A 15,780-nucleotide genomic window follows, 5' to 3' on the forward strand; every position below is an offset into this window, starting at 1 on the left:
CAGATGCCAGCGACAGTGGATGCGAGGGGACTTTCCTGCCCTCAGCCGGTCATTATGACCTTGAATGAAATCAAAAACGGAAAAGAGACGGATATCATCGTTCTGGTGGACACGGATACTTCCAGGGAAAATGTGACGCGAGCCGCTGAGAGTCAAGGCTGCAACATCAGTGACGTATCCCCTGAAGGGGAAGGATATCGGATTACGATCAGGAAAAGGTGAGCGTGCTCAGATTTTTTAAAAAGAAAAAACCGGCAGGGATAAAAAAAGATCGGAAATCGTCGGTCGATCGCGGGATTCTGGTTTTCGAAAATACAAGTGATGTGATTCAGGCTGAAAATGTTCTGAAAAAAACGGGCTGGTCGGTTCGGGTGATGGGGCCGCCGCCCGACATTCAAACCGGCTGCGATCTGGTGATCGAATTTCCGCTGATGGAAGAGTTGAACATTCTGCGGGAACTCAACAGCGTCGGTATTGAGCCGCTTTCAATCATGCCGGTCACGGCCCCGTTGCTTGAACCCGTAAGCCTGTTTCATACCAAAGATTTCGGTGATTATCTGATGGTGCGGGCGGCCAACATGAAAATCACCGTATCCAAAAAGGATCTTAAAATCGTCAATATTTCCGGCGGCGGATGCCCGGATGTACCCTTCCTGGCCCGGGAAATGGTGGGGAAAACCCTGGCGGAAGCGCCCAGGCCCCGAGAATTGGGGCATACCCTCTGCGGCTATGCCCTTGAGCTCGCGTATGAGGCGTTATGTCGAAAATTTTAGGCATCGTCGGCACGGTTCCCGATCCGCAGTTTCCGCTGACCCACGGACAGATCCGCCTGGTCGACGGACATCTGCGCATGAATGGTCGAAACATACCCGTAAACCGCGGAACCCCCGCACTGGCGGCTGCCGCGCTGAAGGCTTCCGAATGGCTGGGGGGTGCGGAAGTGTACGCCTTCCTGGTGGGGGATACCGGTGAAGGGCACGGCAGCCGCCGGCTGTATCAATTTCTGGAACGGCATTTATCCGAATTTAATTTTGCGGTATTGACCTTTCATTATCTTCAGCCGGATGCGGATTGGCATAACAAGGTGTTGTTTGCGGTTGATGCGATGAAACCGCGGCCGATTCTGATTGCCGACGCCGGATTCATGTATGCCGCCAAGATGAGCGGGCAGGCACCCTGCTATGATTTTTTCACGCCGGATGTCGGTGAATTGGCGTTTCTGGCGGATGAAATGGCGCCGCATCCCTTTTACACACGAGGGTTTATTCTGCACCAGGATGGTAATGTGCCTGATTTGATCCAGCGGGCTTATACGCACGGCAATGCCGCAGCGCATCTTGTGGTAAAAGGCAAATCAGACTATATTGCGGCAAGGAAGCAGATTGTCGAAGTCGTGGATTCCCCCTCTTTTGATGCCATGGAGGCCATCGGCGGTACGGGGGATACCCTGACCGGTCTGCTGACCGTCCTGTGCGGCACGGATCTGAAACCGGTGGAAGCCGGGGCGCTGGCCGCTGAAGTCAATCGCTGGACCGGTCACTATGCCGATCCGAATCCCGCGACTCAGGTTATGGAACTGATCGACAACATTCCACGGGCGTTGTCAAAAGCAATGGGCTTAAACCATCAGGAGAATATCCATGGCGGATAATGATAAGAAGATGCGACTGACCAGGACGGTGACCGGCGCCGGCTGAGCGTCCAAACTGCCTCCAGGGGACCTGGACAAGGCACTTTGCGGAATAGTGTTTCCCACCGATGAAAATGTGATCGTCGGTCTGGAGCGTGCCGACGACGCCGGTGTTTACAAGATTTCGGATGATGTGGCGCTGATCCAGACCGTGGATTTTTTTACCCCCATCGTGGACGACCCCTACGGGTTCGGCCAGATTGCGGCCGCCAACGCACTGAGCGATGTCTATGCTATGGGCGGAACACCGAAGACCGCCATGAACCTGGTGGCCTTTCCGGTCAAGGAGATGGATATATCGATTCTGCGGCGGATCATCCAGGGAGGGCTCGACAAGCTGAGCGAGGCCGGGGTCGTGCTGATCGGCGGCCACAGCATCGAGGACAAGGAACTGAAATACGGCCTGTCAATCACCGGTGTGATCCATCCGTCTCGGGTGCTCACCAAGAAAGGACTCCGGCCGGGAGACCGGCTGGTCCTGACGAAAGCGCTCGGCACCGGAATCGTCAACACCGCCATCAAGGCGGGCATGGCGTCCGCGGACCTCACGGAAAGAATTACGCAACTGATGGTCCGGCTCAACCGGGATGCCGCTGAAATCATGTCCGCTTTCGATGTAACCGCCTGCACCGACGTCACCGGTTTCGGCCTGCTCGGACATCTGGCCGAAATGGTCTGCGGGTCGGGCGCGAGCGCGCGGATCTTTTCCGATCGGGTGCCGGTGATCCCGGAAGCGCTGGAATTCGCCGCCATGGGACTGATTCCCGCGGGTGCTTACAAAAACAGGGAATTCAGGGAGCCGATGGTCAGCTTTTCGGAAACGGTGGTGCGTGTCCGGCAGGATCTCCTGTTCGATCCCCAGACCTCGGGCGGGCTCCTGATCAGCCTCAGCGCCGGTCAGGCCGATGAACTCGTCGACGCCATGAAAAAAAGGGGTATAGCCGATGCCGCCCAGATCGGGGAAATTATCACTGGGCCGGAGGAGAGAATCCAGGTGGTCTGAAACCTGTACCGGCCGGGCATCTTCCCGTCGCGCCGGGCGCCGCTCGCAACGGGATTCCCGGAGATGGAATTTTCTTGACGTAAGCGGTGATTCAGTTTAGGTTTATTGTAAGATAAATTCCGGCAGAAGTCGGCAATACGGTATACGAACGGGTGGGCGAAAGCCCTTCCTTTGGCGGCATCGGCATTGAAAGCCGAAGGCCGTAATGCGAAATCAAACTGGCCACGAAGGTCGTTCCACTGGTATGGAAGACGCCTTCGTGGCTTTTTTTTAAGGGTTCGACGTTTGGCTTTCATGCGATGACCGGATAGAGGTGCCGGAAGGATACGGCCTGCGCCCCTTCAGCGGTGAGTTTTAGTGCCGCTTAAGCGCCGCGGCGGATCAGCGGCCCATGAAAGTCGAAAGTCGAGTTGAGGGATGACCCGTGTGGAAAGGGACTGGGAATTGACAAAGCGGATCTGCGTGATTGACGGGCAGGGCGGCGGCATCGGCGCCACCCTGATCAAATCCTTGAAAAACGCCTATGGCGAGTCGGTGGAGCTGATCGCCCTGGGCACCAATGCCATCGCCACGGCGAGTATGCTCAAGGCCGGGGCCAATCGGGGGGCGTCGGGTGAGAATGCCATCTGCCGGTCCGCCTTCCAGGCCGACGTCATCGTCGGCCCCGTCGGGATCACCTGGGCCAATGCCATGCTCGGCGAGGTGACGCCCCGAATGGCCGAGGCGGTCATGTCTAGCCCGGCTCTGAAGGTTCTCCTGCCCCTGTCCCAGGAGAACGTGGAGATCGTGGGGATGGTCAAAGAACCGCTGCCGCACCTGGTGGAGGCTGTGGTGGCGGGAAAGATAAAGGAGGTGTTGCGCCATGTGTGAAGCCAATGCGTATATGGTCAAGAACGACGCGGAAACCCTGATCATGGAATCCGTCGATCTGGTGGAGCCCGAAGGAGAGGGGGCCTGGCGGCTGGTGGGGATTTTCGGTGATCAGAAAATCGTCAAGGGCCGCATCCGGGGAATGAACCTGGTCGACCACAAGATTCTCTTCGAGGAGTAACCATCACGGCGGGGAATCCGGCGTCCCGGGGGAAATCCCGAAACGTCGGATTCGCTTCCGGATATCCACGTTTCACGTCTATCCGCAAATCCATTCCGGGTCCTCAATTTTTCCCATTGCAAAACGTCACCGAATTCTTTAAAGAGATCTACCCTCGTCGAACCTGACCGGGGGGATTTCTCCTGAACCCATCCACAACTCAATAATGAGATGCGCCCATGCAGTCTTTCCGGATGCCATGCAAAACGGTGAGGCACGGCCTGAAAGGGCCGATCCGGAACTGTTTTCCGACCCTGCAGCAGTTTCCATGCATCGGGGCTCCGGGCAGGCATCGACGCACCGGTTAAAAAAACAGGCAGTCCGTTACGGACTGCCTGTCGTGTTTAGATCGCGGGGCGGCATCCACCAGATCCTTCAACAAGGAGGCGTAATGGACAACGTTGCGTTGCAGAAGGCCCTGAATCAGAAAATCCGGGAGACGCTGGCCCGGAAAACACGGGACGCGTTGGCCGGGGGCGGCGAAGATCGCGTTCGCAAACAACATGAGAGCGGTAAACTGAGCGCCCGGGAGCGCATCGATCTGCTTCTGGATCCGGGCAGCTTTGTGGAGGTGGACCGGTTCAAGGTCCACCGATGCGCCGATTTCGGCATGGATACCCAGAAGATCCCCGGTGACGGGGTGGTGACGGGCCACGGCCTGATCCACGGGCGCCAGGTCTTTCTCTTTGCCCAGGATTTCACGGTGTTCGGCGGGTCGCTATCCCTCTCCCACGCCGAGAAGATCTGTAAGGTCATGGAGACGGCCATGAAGGTCGGTGCGCCGGTCATCGGCCTCTGCGACTCGGGAGGCGCCCGCATTCAGGAAGGGGTGATGAGTCTGGCGGGCTATGCCGACATTTTTCTGCGCAACGTCATGGCCTCCGGCCTCGTTCCCCAGATTACGGCTATCATGGGTCCGTCGGCCGGCGGCGCCGTCTACTCCCCCGCTCTGACCGACTGGATCTTCATGGTGGAGAAGACGGGTCATATGTTCATCACCGGCCCGGAGGTCATCAAGGCCGTCACCCGGGAAACGGTCACCAAGGAAGATCTGGGCGGCGCCATGGCCCACAATGCCGTCAGCGGCGTGGCCCACTTCGCCATGCCCGATGACGCATCCTGTCTTGCCGGAATTCGCGAACTCATGACCTTCCTGCCCCAGAACAACCTGGAGGGGCCGCCTCGCGTGGAAACGGGAGACGACCCCCTGCGGCGGGACGAGACCCTTCGGGATAAGGTTCCCCCCGATCCCAACACCCCCTATGACATTCGGGACATCATCCGCGCCACCGTGGACAGCGGCTATTTCTTCGAGGTTCATGAGCATTATGCCCGGAACATCGTCGTCGGGTTCGCACGGCTCGACGGCTTCGCCGTGGGCATCGTCGCCAATCAACCCGCCGTCATGGCCGGATGCCTCGATATCGGCGCCTCCCTGAAGGGGGCTCGGTTCGTCCGTTTCTGTGATGCCTTCAACATTCCCCTTATCGTCTACGAGGACGTTCCCGGGTTCCTTCCCGGCATCCAGCAGGAGCACGGCGGCATCATCAAGCACGGCGCCAAACTGATCTACGCCTTCTGCGAGGCCACCGTTCCCCGCATCACCCTCATTACCCGAAAGGCCTACGGCGGCGCCTATTGCGTCATGAACTCCCGTCACATCCGCGGGGATATGGTCATCGCCTATCCCACGGCGGAGATTGCGGTCATGGGGGCCGAAGGGGCGGTCAACATCATCAGCCGGGGCGAGATCAAGCGCGCCGCCGACCCCGACACCGAGCGGAAACGCCTGGTGACCGAGTACCGGGAGAAATTCGCCAATCCTTATAAGGCTGCGGAACTCGGCTACATCGACGATGTCATCGATCCGGCGGACACCCGACCCCGCGTCATCCAGGCCCTGAGAGCGCTTCGGACCAAGCGGGACGTCAATCCCCCCAAAAAGCACGGCAATATCCCCCTTTAGAAAGGAAATTACGCGATGTCATGGGATCAAGTCCTTGAACTCATTGTCAGCATTCTGACCACTCAAACGGGGCTGCCCAACCTGATGTTCAAACAGGTGATCATGCTGGCGGTGGCCTTCTTCTTTCTTTACCTGGCGGTGGCCAAAAATTACGAACCCCTTCTGCTGGTGCCCATCGGCTTCGGAATCTTTCTGGTGAACTTCCCACTGGTCCCCCTCATGGGCTTCACGGAGCACGGGACGCCGGAGTTGATCCGGGCCTTCTACAAATACGGTGTGGAATGGGAGATCATTCCCTGCGTGATCTTTCTGGGGCTGGGGGCCATGACGGATTTCGGACCGCTCATCGCCAATCCCAAGACCCTCATCATCGGCGCCGGTGCCCAGCTCGGGGTCTTCGTCACCTATATCGGTGTGCTCTTTTTCGGCTTTACCCTGAAGGAGGCCGCCTCCGTCGGCATCATCGGCGGTGCGGACGGCCCCACCACCATTTACCTGACGGCGAAGCTGGCACCCCATCTCCTGGGGGCCAACGCGCTTGCGGCCTATTCCTACATGGCCATGGTTCCGCTCATCCAGCCCCCCATCATGCGGCTCTTCACGACACCCGAGCAGCGCAAAATCCGGATGCGTCAGCTCCGGCCGGTCTCCACCAGGGAAAAGATCCTGTTCCCCCTTATCGCCTCGGCCCTCATCATCCTGCTGGTGCCGGCGGTGGCGCCCCTGATGGGGATGTTCATGTTCGGCAACTTCATGCGGGAGTGCGGGGTGGTGAAGCGCCTGACGGATACGGCCCAGAACGCCCTCATGAATATCGTGACCATCTTTCTGGGGGTTTCCGTGGGCGCCACCATGGAAGCGGAAAAATTTCTGAGCCTGAAGCCGCTGCTCATCTTCGGCTTCGGACTCGTCGATTTCACCATCTGCACCGTCGGCGGGATCCTGACGGTCCATATCATGAATCTCTTCCTCAAGGAGAAGATGAACCCCCTGATCGGTTCGGCCGGGGTCTCGGCGGTCCCCATGTCGGCCCGGGTCACCCATTCCGAAGGGATGAAGGCCGATCCGGACAACTGGCTCATCATGCACGCCATGGGCCCCAACCTGGCCGGAGTCATCGGATCGGCGGCCGCAGCCGGCATGTTCATCGCCATGTTCAATTAGGAGGAGCGCCATGAGAACCATTCGATCCCAGTCATTCCATTGGTTGTCCCGCCTTGTGCCCGCTGCGGCCTTTCTGGCCTTTCTGGCCTTCCTGCCGGGCGAACCCGCCGCCAAAATCAACGTCTCCGGCGATATCGAGAAGCCGGTACCCACTTTTACCCGGGAAGGGGCGGTCATCGCCGCCAAGCTCATCCCGCGGGCCAAGAGCACCAGCGTGATCCTCCGGTTCAAGGCCGCGGGCGGAAAGCTCGCATCCGTGGCGGGCGTCGATTTCAATAAGGCGGCTCGACCCGAGGTGGATGTGAAAAATTTCAAGTCGGCCTTGTTCGCCATTGTGCTGGAAGCGGTGCCCAGGGGCGGCGAGGCCAGGGTGTCGGTCATTTCCGATTTTTTCACCCGGTCGACCGCCTTCTATGTGTTCAATGACCGTCTTCCGGCCCCCTGGTCCGACAGCCGGGCGGAAAACATTTCCCACCCGGATCGGGTCCAGGAACTGGTGGTGGCGGTTCAGGACGGCGGTCCCCGGGATTCGGACGGCACCGCGAACGGGAAGATCACCCTTGTGGGCGGCCCCCGGGACTCCTTCTGGGGATATGCCCTGGGGACGCTCTTCATCCGATTCTTCGGGATCTTCATCGTTCTTTCCATCCTCATGATCGGGATGATCCTCTCCGGCGTCTTTTTCCAGTATCTGGATCGTCGCAAGGCACGGCGGGAGGCTGCAGCGGCGGCCTCCGAACCGGCTCCGGAGGCGGCGGAACCGGCGGCCCCGGAGACGGCGCCGGGTATTCCGGAAACGGATGCGGCGGCCATCGCCGCGGCCCTTCACCTGCACTCCCTGGCCTGCCGGACGCCTCCCCCGACCCTGACCCTGACCCCCGGGCATTCGGATGCCTGGACCCACGACGGCCTGAACCGGATGATGACGGACCGGCTTGACACCTACAACCGAACCCTTCATCGCAAGGATTGAGAGGAGTTTTTCATGAGATACCAGTTGAGCATCAATGAGCAGCAGTTTGCCGTGGAGATCGGCGAGGTGGCGGCCGGATATGTCCAGGTGAGCGTCAACGGCAGTCCCTATACGGTTTTCATCGGGAAGGACGAGGCGCCGGCGGCCTCGCGGACGGCCCCGACTTCCGTTCCGCCGCAGGCCCCTGCGATTCCCAAGACCCCCCCGGCGGCAGCGCCGAAGCGGGTTTGCGTGGCGGGTGCCGGCACCGTGACGGCCCCGATCCCCGGCCTGATCCTCCGCATCAACGTGGCCGTGGGGGATACCGTCACCCCGGGTCGGACGGTGGCCGTCATGGAGGCCATGAAGATGGAGAACAACCTGACCAGCGCCGTCTCCGGCACGGTTCAGGAAATTCGGGTGCAGAAGGGTTCCGAAGTGGCCACGGGAGACGTCATCATGGTCATTGCCTGAGCCGCGGCCGAATTTCCGGTCATCGCATCGTCCTGACGGCAAACCGGTATTTGCATTGCGGCGCGGCGACAACGGCCTCACCCCTGGATGAGGGGTGAGGCCGAAAGACCCGTCCCGTTGTTTTTCGACCGAATCTCTGGTATCCGGTAATACCGGCGATTCGAGTTGAAATGATGAAAAACCGATGCGGTGCGCGGGACCTGCCGCGCGGGGGATGAGATGCCATGACAAAATATTACGGAGGCGACGGAGACCTGTTTGAACATGCGCCCATCGGCATTCTGCGGTCCACTCCCGAGGGGCGCCTCATTGACGCCAATCCGGCCCTGGCGCGGATGCTGGGATACGATTCCGTAGCGGAAGCCGCTTCCGGCATCCATCCTATTGCGGTGGATCTCGCCCGACGCGAAGAACTCCTCTCCGCGACGTCGGCACGGAAGCGCCTCCTGGATATCGAAAGCCGATTCTGCAAAAAAGACGGCGGCGTCATGGACGCGCTGATCCATGTTCGGATCGTTCGGGAAAAGAACGGGTTGCCAAAGCATATCGTGGCGTTTGTCGAGGACGTCGGCGACCGGAAAACCCTCTCACGGGCATTGGCGGAGAGCAGGATCCGTTATCGGAGCGTCTTTGAAAATACGGGCTCTGCAACCATCATCATCGAGAAGGATATGACCATATCCCTGGCCAACACCGGATTTCAGAAGCTCACGGGGTATTCCAGGGATGAGATTGAAGGCAGGATGAAATGGTCCGCCATCATTGCCGATCCGGAAGATCTCGACAGAATGACGACCTACCATTTTAATCGAAGAAAATTGGCCGGGCATGTCCCCATGGAGTACGAATTCATCCTTTCCGGTCGGGAGGGGCGCCGGAAACACGTCGTTGCCCGGGTGGAAATGATCGCCGGTACGGAATGCAGCGTGGCCTCGATTCTCGATATCAGCTCTCTCAAACAGGCAAGACGCAGTCTGCTGGAAAGCGAATCGAAGCTGATCGGCATTGTGGAGGCGTTTGAAGGGTTCATCTACATCTGTTCGTCGGATTACCGGGTCTCTTTCATGAACCGGGCACTGAAGCGTTTTATCGGCAAGGACGGGACGGGTGAATGCTGTTATCAGACGATATACGGCTTGAATGCCCCCTGCGAGTGGTGTGAGAAAAAACGGGTCTTTACCGGCGAAACGGTAACATATGAATTCCGGAGACCCGGGGACAGCCGGTGGTGCTACGCCGTCAGCTCCCCTGTTCTTGACAGGGAAGACGGGGTGACGGGGCAGCAGACGGTCGTCATCGACATCCACGAGCGGAAGCAGGCCGAACTCGCCGTCAAAGAGAAGGATGCATTTCTTCAGAAAGAAAATCAGCGCCTGCGTTCAGCCCTCAAGGAAAGTCGTCATTTCGGAAATATCGTCGGCAAAAGCCCGGTCATGCGACACGTATACGAGATGATTCTGAGAGCCGGGGCAACGGACGCCAACGTCATCATCTACGGCGAATCCGGGACCGGCAAGGAACTGGTGGCCCGAGCCATTCACGACATGAGCGAGCGCGGCGCCCGAAGATTTGTGCCGGTCAACTGCGGCGCCGTTCCGCGGGACCTGATGGAAAGCGAGTTTTTCGGCTACATAAAGGGGGGATTTACCGGCGCCGATAGAGACAAACCGGGATTTTTCGATCATGCCGCCGGAGGCACCCTGTTCCTGGATGAACTGGGGGAAATCTCCGAAGACATGCAGGTGAAACTTCTCCGGGTCCTGGAAGGCGGGGGGTATATCCCCATTGGCGCCCTCGAGTCCCGAAGACCCGATGTCCGGATCATCGCGGCCACCAACCGCAACCTCGCGGAGCTGCGTCGGCAGGGCCGGATACGGGAGGATTTTTTTTACCGGATCCATGTTATTCCGATCTATCTGCCGCCGCTTTGTGAGCGAAGGGAGGATATTCCGCTCCTGGCGGATGCTTTTCTCAAGAAGTACGATCCGTCCGGTCTCGTGAAATTCAGTTCTGTTGAACTCAACATGCTGCACAATTATGACTGGCCGGGGAATGTCCGGGAGCTCGAAAATACGGTCCAGCGCTATGTCAGTCTCAATTCACTCGATTTTCCGGGAGATCCGTACCGACACGGATCGGCGAGCGCCCGGAGCGCCACGGACAATGCCCGGGATACCCAGGGCCGGCTTGGGGATGCCGTGATGGATTTCGAGAAAAAATATGTCGCCGACATCCTGGAGCGGTGTCGGTGGAACCGGACCGAGGCCGCCGCGCTTCTCGGTATCGGACGAAAGACGCTCTACCTGAAAATCAAGCGTCTCGGCATCCGCAGGAATTCCTGAAGATAGAGACTGAAGGCTGAAGGCTGAAGACTGAAGGGGTGCATCTGTGACGTAGGGAACGTTCAGGCCCTTTCAGTCTTCACTCAACTGTCGACTTTCATGATGGTAACCGGAAAGAGGTGCCGGGAGGATACGGTCCGTGCCCCTTCAGCGGTGAGTTTTAGTGCGGCTTAAGCGCCGCGGCGGATCAGCGGCCCGGACTGTTTGAGCGCAGCGAGTTTCCGGGCCGCCCGGAGCAAGCTTTAGACATAATGATTGACAGTTACCATCCGAGTTTCCGGAACGTCCGGATCTGCGCAACCCGCAGAGATTCATCATGGGCTCCGACGAGTTTTGGTGACCCATTCTCGCCCATGATGAATCTCTGCTGATACCCTCGGATGGAACAAATTGTCGGTCACCCAAAAAAAGACCTGCCTTCCTTGCAAACGTGGGTTATGTATAAGGTATCAAGCCGTTAACACAGAGCCACAACCAAGGAGGCAGGTCATGAACACTGTAAAATTTATCGGCATGGATGTCCACAAAAATTCCATCACCATTGCTATTGCTGAAGAGGGTTCCCGGGATGCAGCCAGACCCTTCGGCGCTATCAACAACGATCTGGAAGCCCTCGATAAATTTTGTCGTAAAATGGTTTCCACTGCAAGTGAGCTGTACTTTGTTTATGAAGCTGGTCCGTGTGGGTACGGCATCTACCACCACCTGACCGGCAAAGGATTCAACTGCATGGTGGCAGCCCCTTCAATGATTCCTAAAAGAATTGGTGACCGGATCAAAAATGACACCCGGGATGCCAAAACGCTGGCCCGTCTCCATCGTGCCGGCGAGCTGACCGCCGTTTATGTTCCGGACACCCAGGACGAGGCCATGCGTGATTTGAGCCGTGCCCGTGAAGATGCGGTCGTCGCCGGCCGTAAGGCAAAGCAACGGCTCAATGCCTTTCTACTGAGACATGGAATGAGCTATTCCGGAAAGACCAAATGGTCCAAAGCCTATTTCAACTGGCTTTCGGATATCGCCATGCCCCATCCTGCCCAGCAGATTGCTTTCCAGGAATACATCGATGCCGTGCATGAAAGCCTTGCCCGCATCGAACGGTTGACCGAGCAGATCCGGCAAATGGTATCCGATTGGCGATTGGCGCCAATTGTGGATGCCTTGCAGGCCGCCAGGGGCGTATCGCTGATTGTGGCAGTAACCATGCTCTCGGAAATAGGCGACCTCAATCGTTTTCAACATCCCGGGCAGCTGATGGCCTATCTCGGACTTGTGCCTTCGGAACACTCCAGCGGCAATCACATCAAAAGAGGCGGCATCACCAAAACCGGCAACGGTCATGCCCGCAAAGTGCTGATTGAAGCTGCATGGGCATATCGATTGCAGCCCCGGGTCAGCCGAGTATTGCTGAAACGCCAGGAGAATCTGCCTGAGCCGGTCCGACAAATCGCATGGAAAGCCCAGCTTCGCTTATGTGCCAGATACAGAAGGCTGGTGGCCAAAGGAAAAACCAAACAAGTAGTTGTCACTGCCATCGCTCGTGAACTGAGCGCCTTCCTTTGGGCAATCGCAAAACAACTTCAACCGGTGACTTGACTGAGCTGAAAATTGCTGATCCTTTAGATCTGGAGGTCAATTACCAAAAAAGAAAATGCAGTTTCCAGGCCATTAACAGAGGCGCGATCTCGGATAGGAGAATCCTCGCCGCCGCTATGGAATAAGGCGAATAGCCGAACTTCCGATTTTAGACAGAGGCAGCTCCACGACGTAGCCAAGTCATGCGGTAACCAACCCGCGAATATCAGAGAGATCAGCCGTCGTTTCAAAGATCCCGCCTCTACCAATGGCCTGGAGAGACGCTTGTAATAATCCTTTTCCCGCGGAAAAAGGAAGGTCGGTGAACTTTTTTTTCTTGACAACTGTCAATCATATCAGCGGCACTTGAACGAAACCGCGTGGGGCGCGGGCCGTATCCTCCCGGCACCGGCCCATGAAAGTCGAAAGTTGAGTGAGTTATTCTTTACTCAATCGGGTCATTTATGCCTCACAGACGCTTTTTGATCGTCTTTTAAATACGTTACGGTAAATCTGTTTTGTGAATGGGTAACAAACAACCCACCAGCTCCCGCTCTCCTTTTCTCCCCTCTATTTTTATAACTGTTTGATTTGAAAATATAAAAATATTTCCTCCGACTGGAGGCACAGCTTTTGCTTTTATGAGCGGCTTGAAAAGCAACGGTTTCTTTTTGTTTACCGGAAGCCGCGTGTTGTGTGGCGGCTGAACCCTGAATCGATCAATGGAGGAAAAAAATGACCATCGGAAAAGTATGCGTGCTCGGTGCGGGAATTATGGGCGCGGGCATCGCTCAGGCATCGGCGCAGGCGGGTCTTGAAACGACCATGCGCGACATCGAGGATCGTTTTGTAGATAACGGGATGGAGATCATCCGGAACAATCTGGCCAGGAGCGTTTCCAAAGGCAGGATGGAAAAGGCCGCCGCCGACGAGATCATGGCGCGCATTACCGGCACCACCGACCTGAAAGCGGCCGCGGGGGATGCCGACCTGGTCATCGAGGCCGTCATCGAGCGGATGGATATCAAAAAAGAGGTTCTTAAAGCACTCGATGCCCTGTGCCGGCCGGATACCCTTTTCGCCTCAAACACCTCCGGCCTTTCCATCACGGAGATGGCCGCCGCCGTCAAGCGTCCCGAAAGGGTGATCGGTATGCATTTTTTCAATCCCGTCCCGGTGATGAAACTGGTGGAGCTGATCCGGGGCTTTGTCACCTCGGATGAGACCCTTCGCCTCAGCAGGGAATTTGTCGAGAAGATCGGAAAGACGCCGGTGGAGGTCAAGGAGGCCCCCGGATTCGCCGTCAACCGCATTCTCTGTCCCATGATCAACGAAGCCGTCTTTGTCCTCGCCGAGGGGATCGCATCGGCCGAAGACATCGACCGTTCGATGATGCTGGGCGCCAACCACCCCATAGGCCCCCTTGCCCTGGCCGACATGGTGGGCCTGGATACGCTGCTCCTGGTTCTGGAAGGCTTTCACCGGGAGTTGGGAGAGGACAAATACCGTCCGGCGCCGCTCTTGAGGAAGATGGTGAGGGCCGGTCACTTCGGGCGAAAGAGCGGCAAGGGTTTCTACGATTATAGGAAGTAGAGGCTGAAGGCTGAAGACTGAAGGCTGAAGGGGTGCGTCCGCGGTGAATGGAGCGTTGATGCCCCTTCAGTCTGAACCTTTGATGAATTTATATTTGGAGGCATTATGGCCCAGATTATCGCGGACCGCAGGGACGTGGATTTCGTACTTCACGAGCAACTGGCGGTCGAAAACCTGTGCAGGCATGAACGGTTTGCCGATTTCAACCGAAAAACAGTGGACCTGGTCATATCCGAGGCCCGCAACCTGGCCGTCAAGGAGATGTTGCCCGCCCTGAAAGCCGGGGATGAGGAGGGATGCACCTTTGAAAACGGCAGGGTTGCGGTTCCGGAGGCCTTTCACCGGATCTACGCCCTTTTCAGGGAAGGGGAGTGGATCGCCATGTCCGACGACCCCCGGTGGGGCGGCCAGGGGATGCCGACGACCGTCTCCCTGGCGGCGAAAAACTATTTTCACGGTGCCAATTTCCCCTTTGTTCTGACCATCCTGCTGGCCCACGGCGCCGGGAAGCTGGTGGAAAAGTTCGGTACGGACCGGCAGAAGGCCCTTTATCTGAAAAAAATGTACTCCGGAGAGTGGGGCGGGACCATGCTGCTGACGGAGCCCGAGGCCGGCTCTGACGTGGGCGCGCTGACGACCACGGCCGTGAGGAACGACGACGGCACCTACAGCATCACCGGCAACAAGATTTTCATCTCCAGCGGAGAGCACGACCTCGCGGAAAACATTATCCATCCGGTCCTGGCGCGGATCGAGGGGGCTCCGGCCGGGACTGCCGGGATCTCGCTGTTCCTGGTGCCCAGGATATGGGTCCATGACGACGGCAGCCTCGGAGAGCCCAATGACATCGTCTGCACCGGCATCGAGGAAAAAATGGGCATTCACGGCAGCCCCACCTGCTCCATGACGCTGGGCGCCAAAGGGCGTTGCCGGGGAACGCTCCTGGGGCAGGAAAACAAAGGCATGCGGGCCATGTTCGTGATGATGAACGAGGCCCGCCTCGATGTGGGCATGCAGGCCCTGGGGTGCGCCTCGGCCTCGTATCTGAACGCCCTGAACTACGCCCGGGAGCGCGTTCAGGGGCGTGACCTCCAGGCGCCGGGCAAGGATGCGCCGGGCGTTCCCATCATTCAGCATCCGGACGTGCGGCGGATGCTGCTCGGCATGAAGGCCGTCACCGAGGGATGCCGGAGCCTCCTCTTCTACATCGGGTGGTGCGAGGATATGATCCGGGTCAGTGATGACGCGGCTGAAAAGGCCCGGTACCAGGGGCTGATCGATGTGCTCATTCCCATCGCCAAAGGCTATGTCACGGACAGGGCCTTCGAGGTGTGCAGCCAGGGCGTCCAGATTTACGGCGGATACGGGTACACCCGGGAGTATCCCCAGGAACAGTATCTCAGGGACTGCAAGATCACCCATATCTACGAGGGCACCAACGGCATCCAGGCCATGGACCTTCTGGGGAGAAAGCTGGGCCTGAACAACGGGAGGGCCTTCGGGGATCTGACGGCCGAAATCCGAAAAACCCTCGACGCCGCGGGCAATCACCCCGACCTTGCGGAACTGGCCGGGGAGACGGCGGCGGCTTGCACCCAACTGACGGAGACGGCCCGCCACATCGGCCTGATGGCCGGATCGGAGCGGATGACGACGGCCTTCGCCCATGCCTATGGCTTTATGGAGGTCACCGGCGACGTGGTGATGGCCTGGATGCTGCTCTGGCGGGCGCTCGTGGCTGCGGAAAAGCGCCGGGAAGGGGTAAAATCGAAGGACGCAAGCTTCTATGAGGGACAGATCGCCGGGGCACGGTTCTTCATTCGGACGGTGCTGCCCGTCAGCCTTGGCAGGATGGCGGTGATTCTCCGCGGGGACGGTATCGCAGTGGAGATCCCCGATGACGCTTTTGCCGGAAAATAAGAAAGGACAGG

General features: G+C 58.3%; 14 protein-coding genes. All 14 read left to right on the forward strand.

The genetic code is table 11. From position 1 onward, the window contains the following. Positions 1 to 3: 3 nt before the first annotated feature. The 14 genes from dmul_RS01670 to dmul_RS01735 all read left to right on the forward strand — a co-directional run bounded on the left by dmul_RS01670 (position 4) and on the right by dmul_RS01735 (position 15,769). Positions 4 to 222: a sulfurtransferase TusA family protein gene (locus dmul_RS01670; protein WP_020878392.1), complete on the forward strand. Its 219-nt coding sequence runs from the start codon at positions 4 to 6 to the stop codon at positions 220 to 222. A 2-nt stretch (positions 223 to 224) separates the two neighbouring features. Beyond that, on the forward strand, positions 225 to 773 hold the full coding sequence (locus dmul_RS01675) for a putative Se/S carrier protein (protein WP_020878391.1): 549 nt from the start codon (positions 225 to 227) through the stop codon (positions 771 to 773). Beyond that, positions 758 to 1,651, forward strand: a complete 894-nt coding sequence (locus dmul_RS01680) for an NAD(P)H-hydrate dehydratase (protein ID WP_020878390.1) — start codon at positions 758 to 760, stop codon at positions 1,649 to 1,651. Before dmul_RS01675 ends, dmul_RS01680 begins: the two co-directional genes overlap by 16 nt. Continuing rightward, a complete protein-coding gene (selD, locus tag dmul_RS01685; RefSeq protein WP_078081170.1) occupies positions 1,641 to 2,693 on the forward strand; it encodes a selenide, water dikinase SelD in 1,053 nt (350 codons plus the stop codon). Before dmul_RS01680 ends, selD begins: the two co-directional genes overlap by 11 nt. Positions 2,694 to 3,110: 417 nt before the next feature. After that, positions 3,111 to 3,563, forward strand: a complete 453-nt coding sequence (locus dmul_RS01690; protein ID WP_020878388.1) for a DUF3842 family protein — start codon at positions 3,111 to 3,113, stop codon at positions 3,561 to 3,563. Next, positions 3,556 to 3,744 carry a CooT family nickel-binding protein gene (locus dmul_RS01695; protein ID WP_020878387.1) on the forward strand — a complete coding sequence of 63 codons (189 nt, stop codon included), beginning with the start codon at positions 3,556 to 3,558 and terminating at the stop codon, positions 3,742 to 3,744. Before dmul_RS01690 ends, dmul_RS01695 begins: the two co-directional genes overlap by 8 nt. A 430-nt stretch (positions 3,745 to 4,174) precedes the next feature. Further along, the gene (locus dmul_RS01700; protein WP_020878386.1) at positions 4,175 to 5,749 is read left to right on the forward strand and encodes an acyl-CoA carboxylase subunit beta; all 1,575 of its coding nucleotides are present in this window, start codon (positions 4,175 to 4,177) and stop codon (positions 5,747 to 5,749) included. 15 nt (positions 5,750 to 5,764) lie between these two features. Further along, a complete protein-coding gene (locus dmul_RS01705; RefSeq protein ID WP_020878385.1) occupies positions 5,765 to 6,913 on the forward strand; it encodes a sodium ion-translocating decarboxylase subunit beta in 1,149 nt (382 codons plus the stop codon). Between the two features lie 10 nt (positions 6,914 to 6,923). Then, on the forward strand, positions 6,924 to 7,886 hold the full coding sequence (locus tag dmul_RS01710; protein WP_020878384.1) for an OadG family transporter subunit: 963 nt from the start codon (positions 6,924 to 6,926) through the stop codon (positions 7,884 to 7,886). Between the two features lie 12 nt (positions 7,887 to 7,898). Next, complete coding sequence (locus dmul_RS01715; protein WP_020878383.1) at positions 7,899 to 8,339, forward strand: biotin/lipoyl-containing protein; 441 nt, start codon at positions 7,899 to 7,901, stop codon at positions 8,337 to 8,339. A gap of 224 nt (positions 8,340 to 8,563) precedes the next feature. After that, positions 8,564 to 10,681: a sigma-54-dependent Fis family transcriptional regulator gene (locus tag dmul_RS01720; RefSeq protein ID WP_020878382.1), complete on the forward strand. Its 2,118-nt coding sequence runs from the start codon at positions 8,564 to 8,566 to the stop codon at positions 10,679 to 10,681. Between the two features lie 489 nt (positions 10,682 to 11,170). Further along, positions 11,171 to 12,277, forward strand: coding sequence for an IS110 family RNA-guided transposase (locus dmul_RS01725; RefSeq protein WP_020878859.1), 1,107 nt, complete (start codon positions 11,171 to 11,173; stop codon positions 12,275 to 12,277). Between the two features lie 714 nt (positions 12,278 to 12,991). Next, entirely contained in the window at positions 12,992 to 13,849 is an 858-nt protein-coding gene (locus dmul_RS01730) for a 3-hydroxybutyryl-CoA dehydrogenase (RefSeq protein ID WP_020877218.1), read from the forward strand. 105 nt (positions 13,850 to 13,954) lie between these two features. Further along, positions 13,955 to 15,769, forward strand: coding sequence for an acyl-CoA dehydrogenase (locus dmul_RS01735; protein WP_020877219.1), 1,815 nt, complete (start codon positions 13,955 to 13,957; stop codon positions 15,767 to 15,769). The last annotated feature ends 11 nt before the right edge of the window (positions 15,770 to 15,780 follow it).

Source organism: Desulfococcus multivorans, assembly GCF_001854245.1.
GTDB classification, from domain to species: Bacteria; Desulfobacterota; Desulfobacteria; order Desulfobacterales; family Desulfococcaceae; genus Desulfococcus; species Desulfococcus multivorans.

Coding starts and splice junctions, on each gene's coding strand:
- dmul_RS01700 (WP_020878386.1), top strand. CDS start 4,175: ATGGACAACGTTGCGTTGCAGAAGGCCCTGAATCAGAAAATCCGGGAG.
- dmul_RS01710 (WP_020878384.1), top strand. CDS start 6,924: ATGAGAACCATTCGATCCCAGTCATTCCATTGGTTGTCCCGCCTTGTG.
- dmul_RS01720 (WP_020878382.1), top strand. CDS start 8,564: ATGACAAAATATTACGGAGGCGACGGAGACCTGTTTGAACATGCGCCC.
- dmul_RS01715 (WP_020878383.1), top strand. CDS start 7,899: ATGAGATACCAGTTGAGCATCAATGAGCAGCAGTTTGCCGTGGAGATC.
- dmul_RS01735 (WP_020877219.1), top strand. CDS start 13,955: ATGGCCCAGATTATCGCGGACCGCAGGGACGTGGATTTCGTACTTCAC.
- dmul_RS01730 (WP_020877218.1), top strand. CDS start 12,992: ATGACCATCGGAAAAGTATGCGTGCTCGGTGCGGGAATTATGGGCGCG.
- dmul_RS01690 (WP_020878388.1), top strand. CDS start 3,111: ATGACCCGTGTGGAAAGGGACTGGGAATTGACAAAGCGGATCTGCGTG.
- dmul_RS01680 (WP_020878390.1), top strand. CDS start 758: ATGTCGAAAATTTTAGGCATCGTCGGCACGGTTCCCGATCCGCAGTTT.
- dmul_RS01670 (WP_020878392.1), top strand. CDS start 4: ATGCCAGCGACAGTGGATGCGAGGGGACTTTCCTGCCCTCAGCCGGTC.
- dmul_RS01725 (WP_020878859.1), top strand. CDS start 11,171: ATGAACACTGTAAAATTTATCGGCATGGATGTCCACAAAAATTCCATC.
- dmul_RS01695 (WP_020878387.1), top strand. CDS start 3,556: ATGTGTGAAGCCAATGCGTATATGGTCAAGAACGACGCGGAAACCCTG.
- dmul_RS01705 (WP_020878385.1), top strand. CDS start 5,765: ATGTCATGGGATCAAGTCCTTGAACTCATTGTCAGCATTCTGACCACT.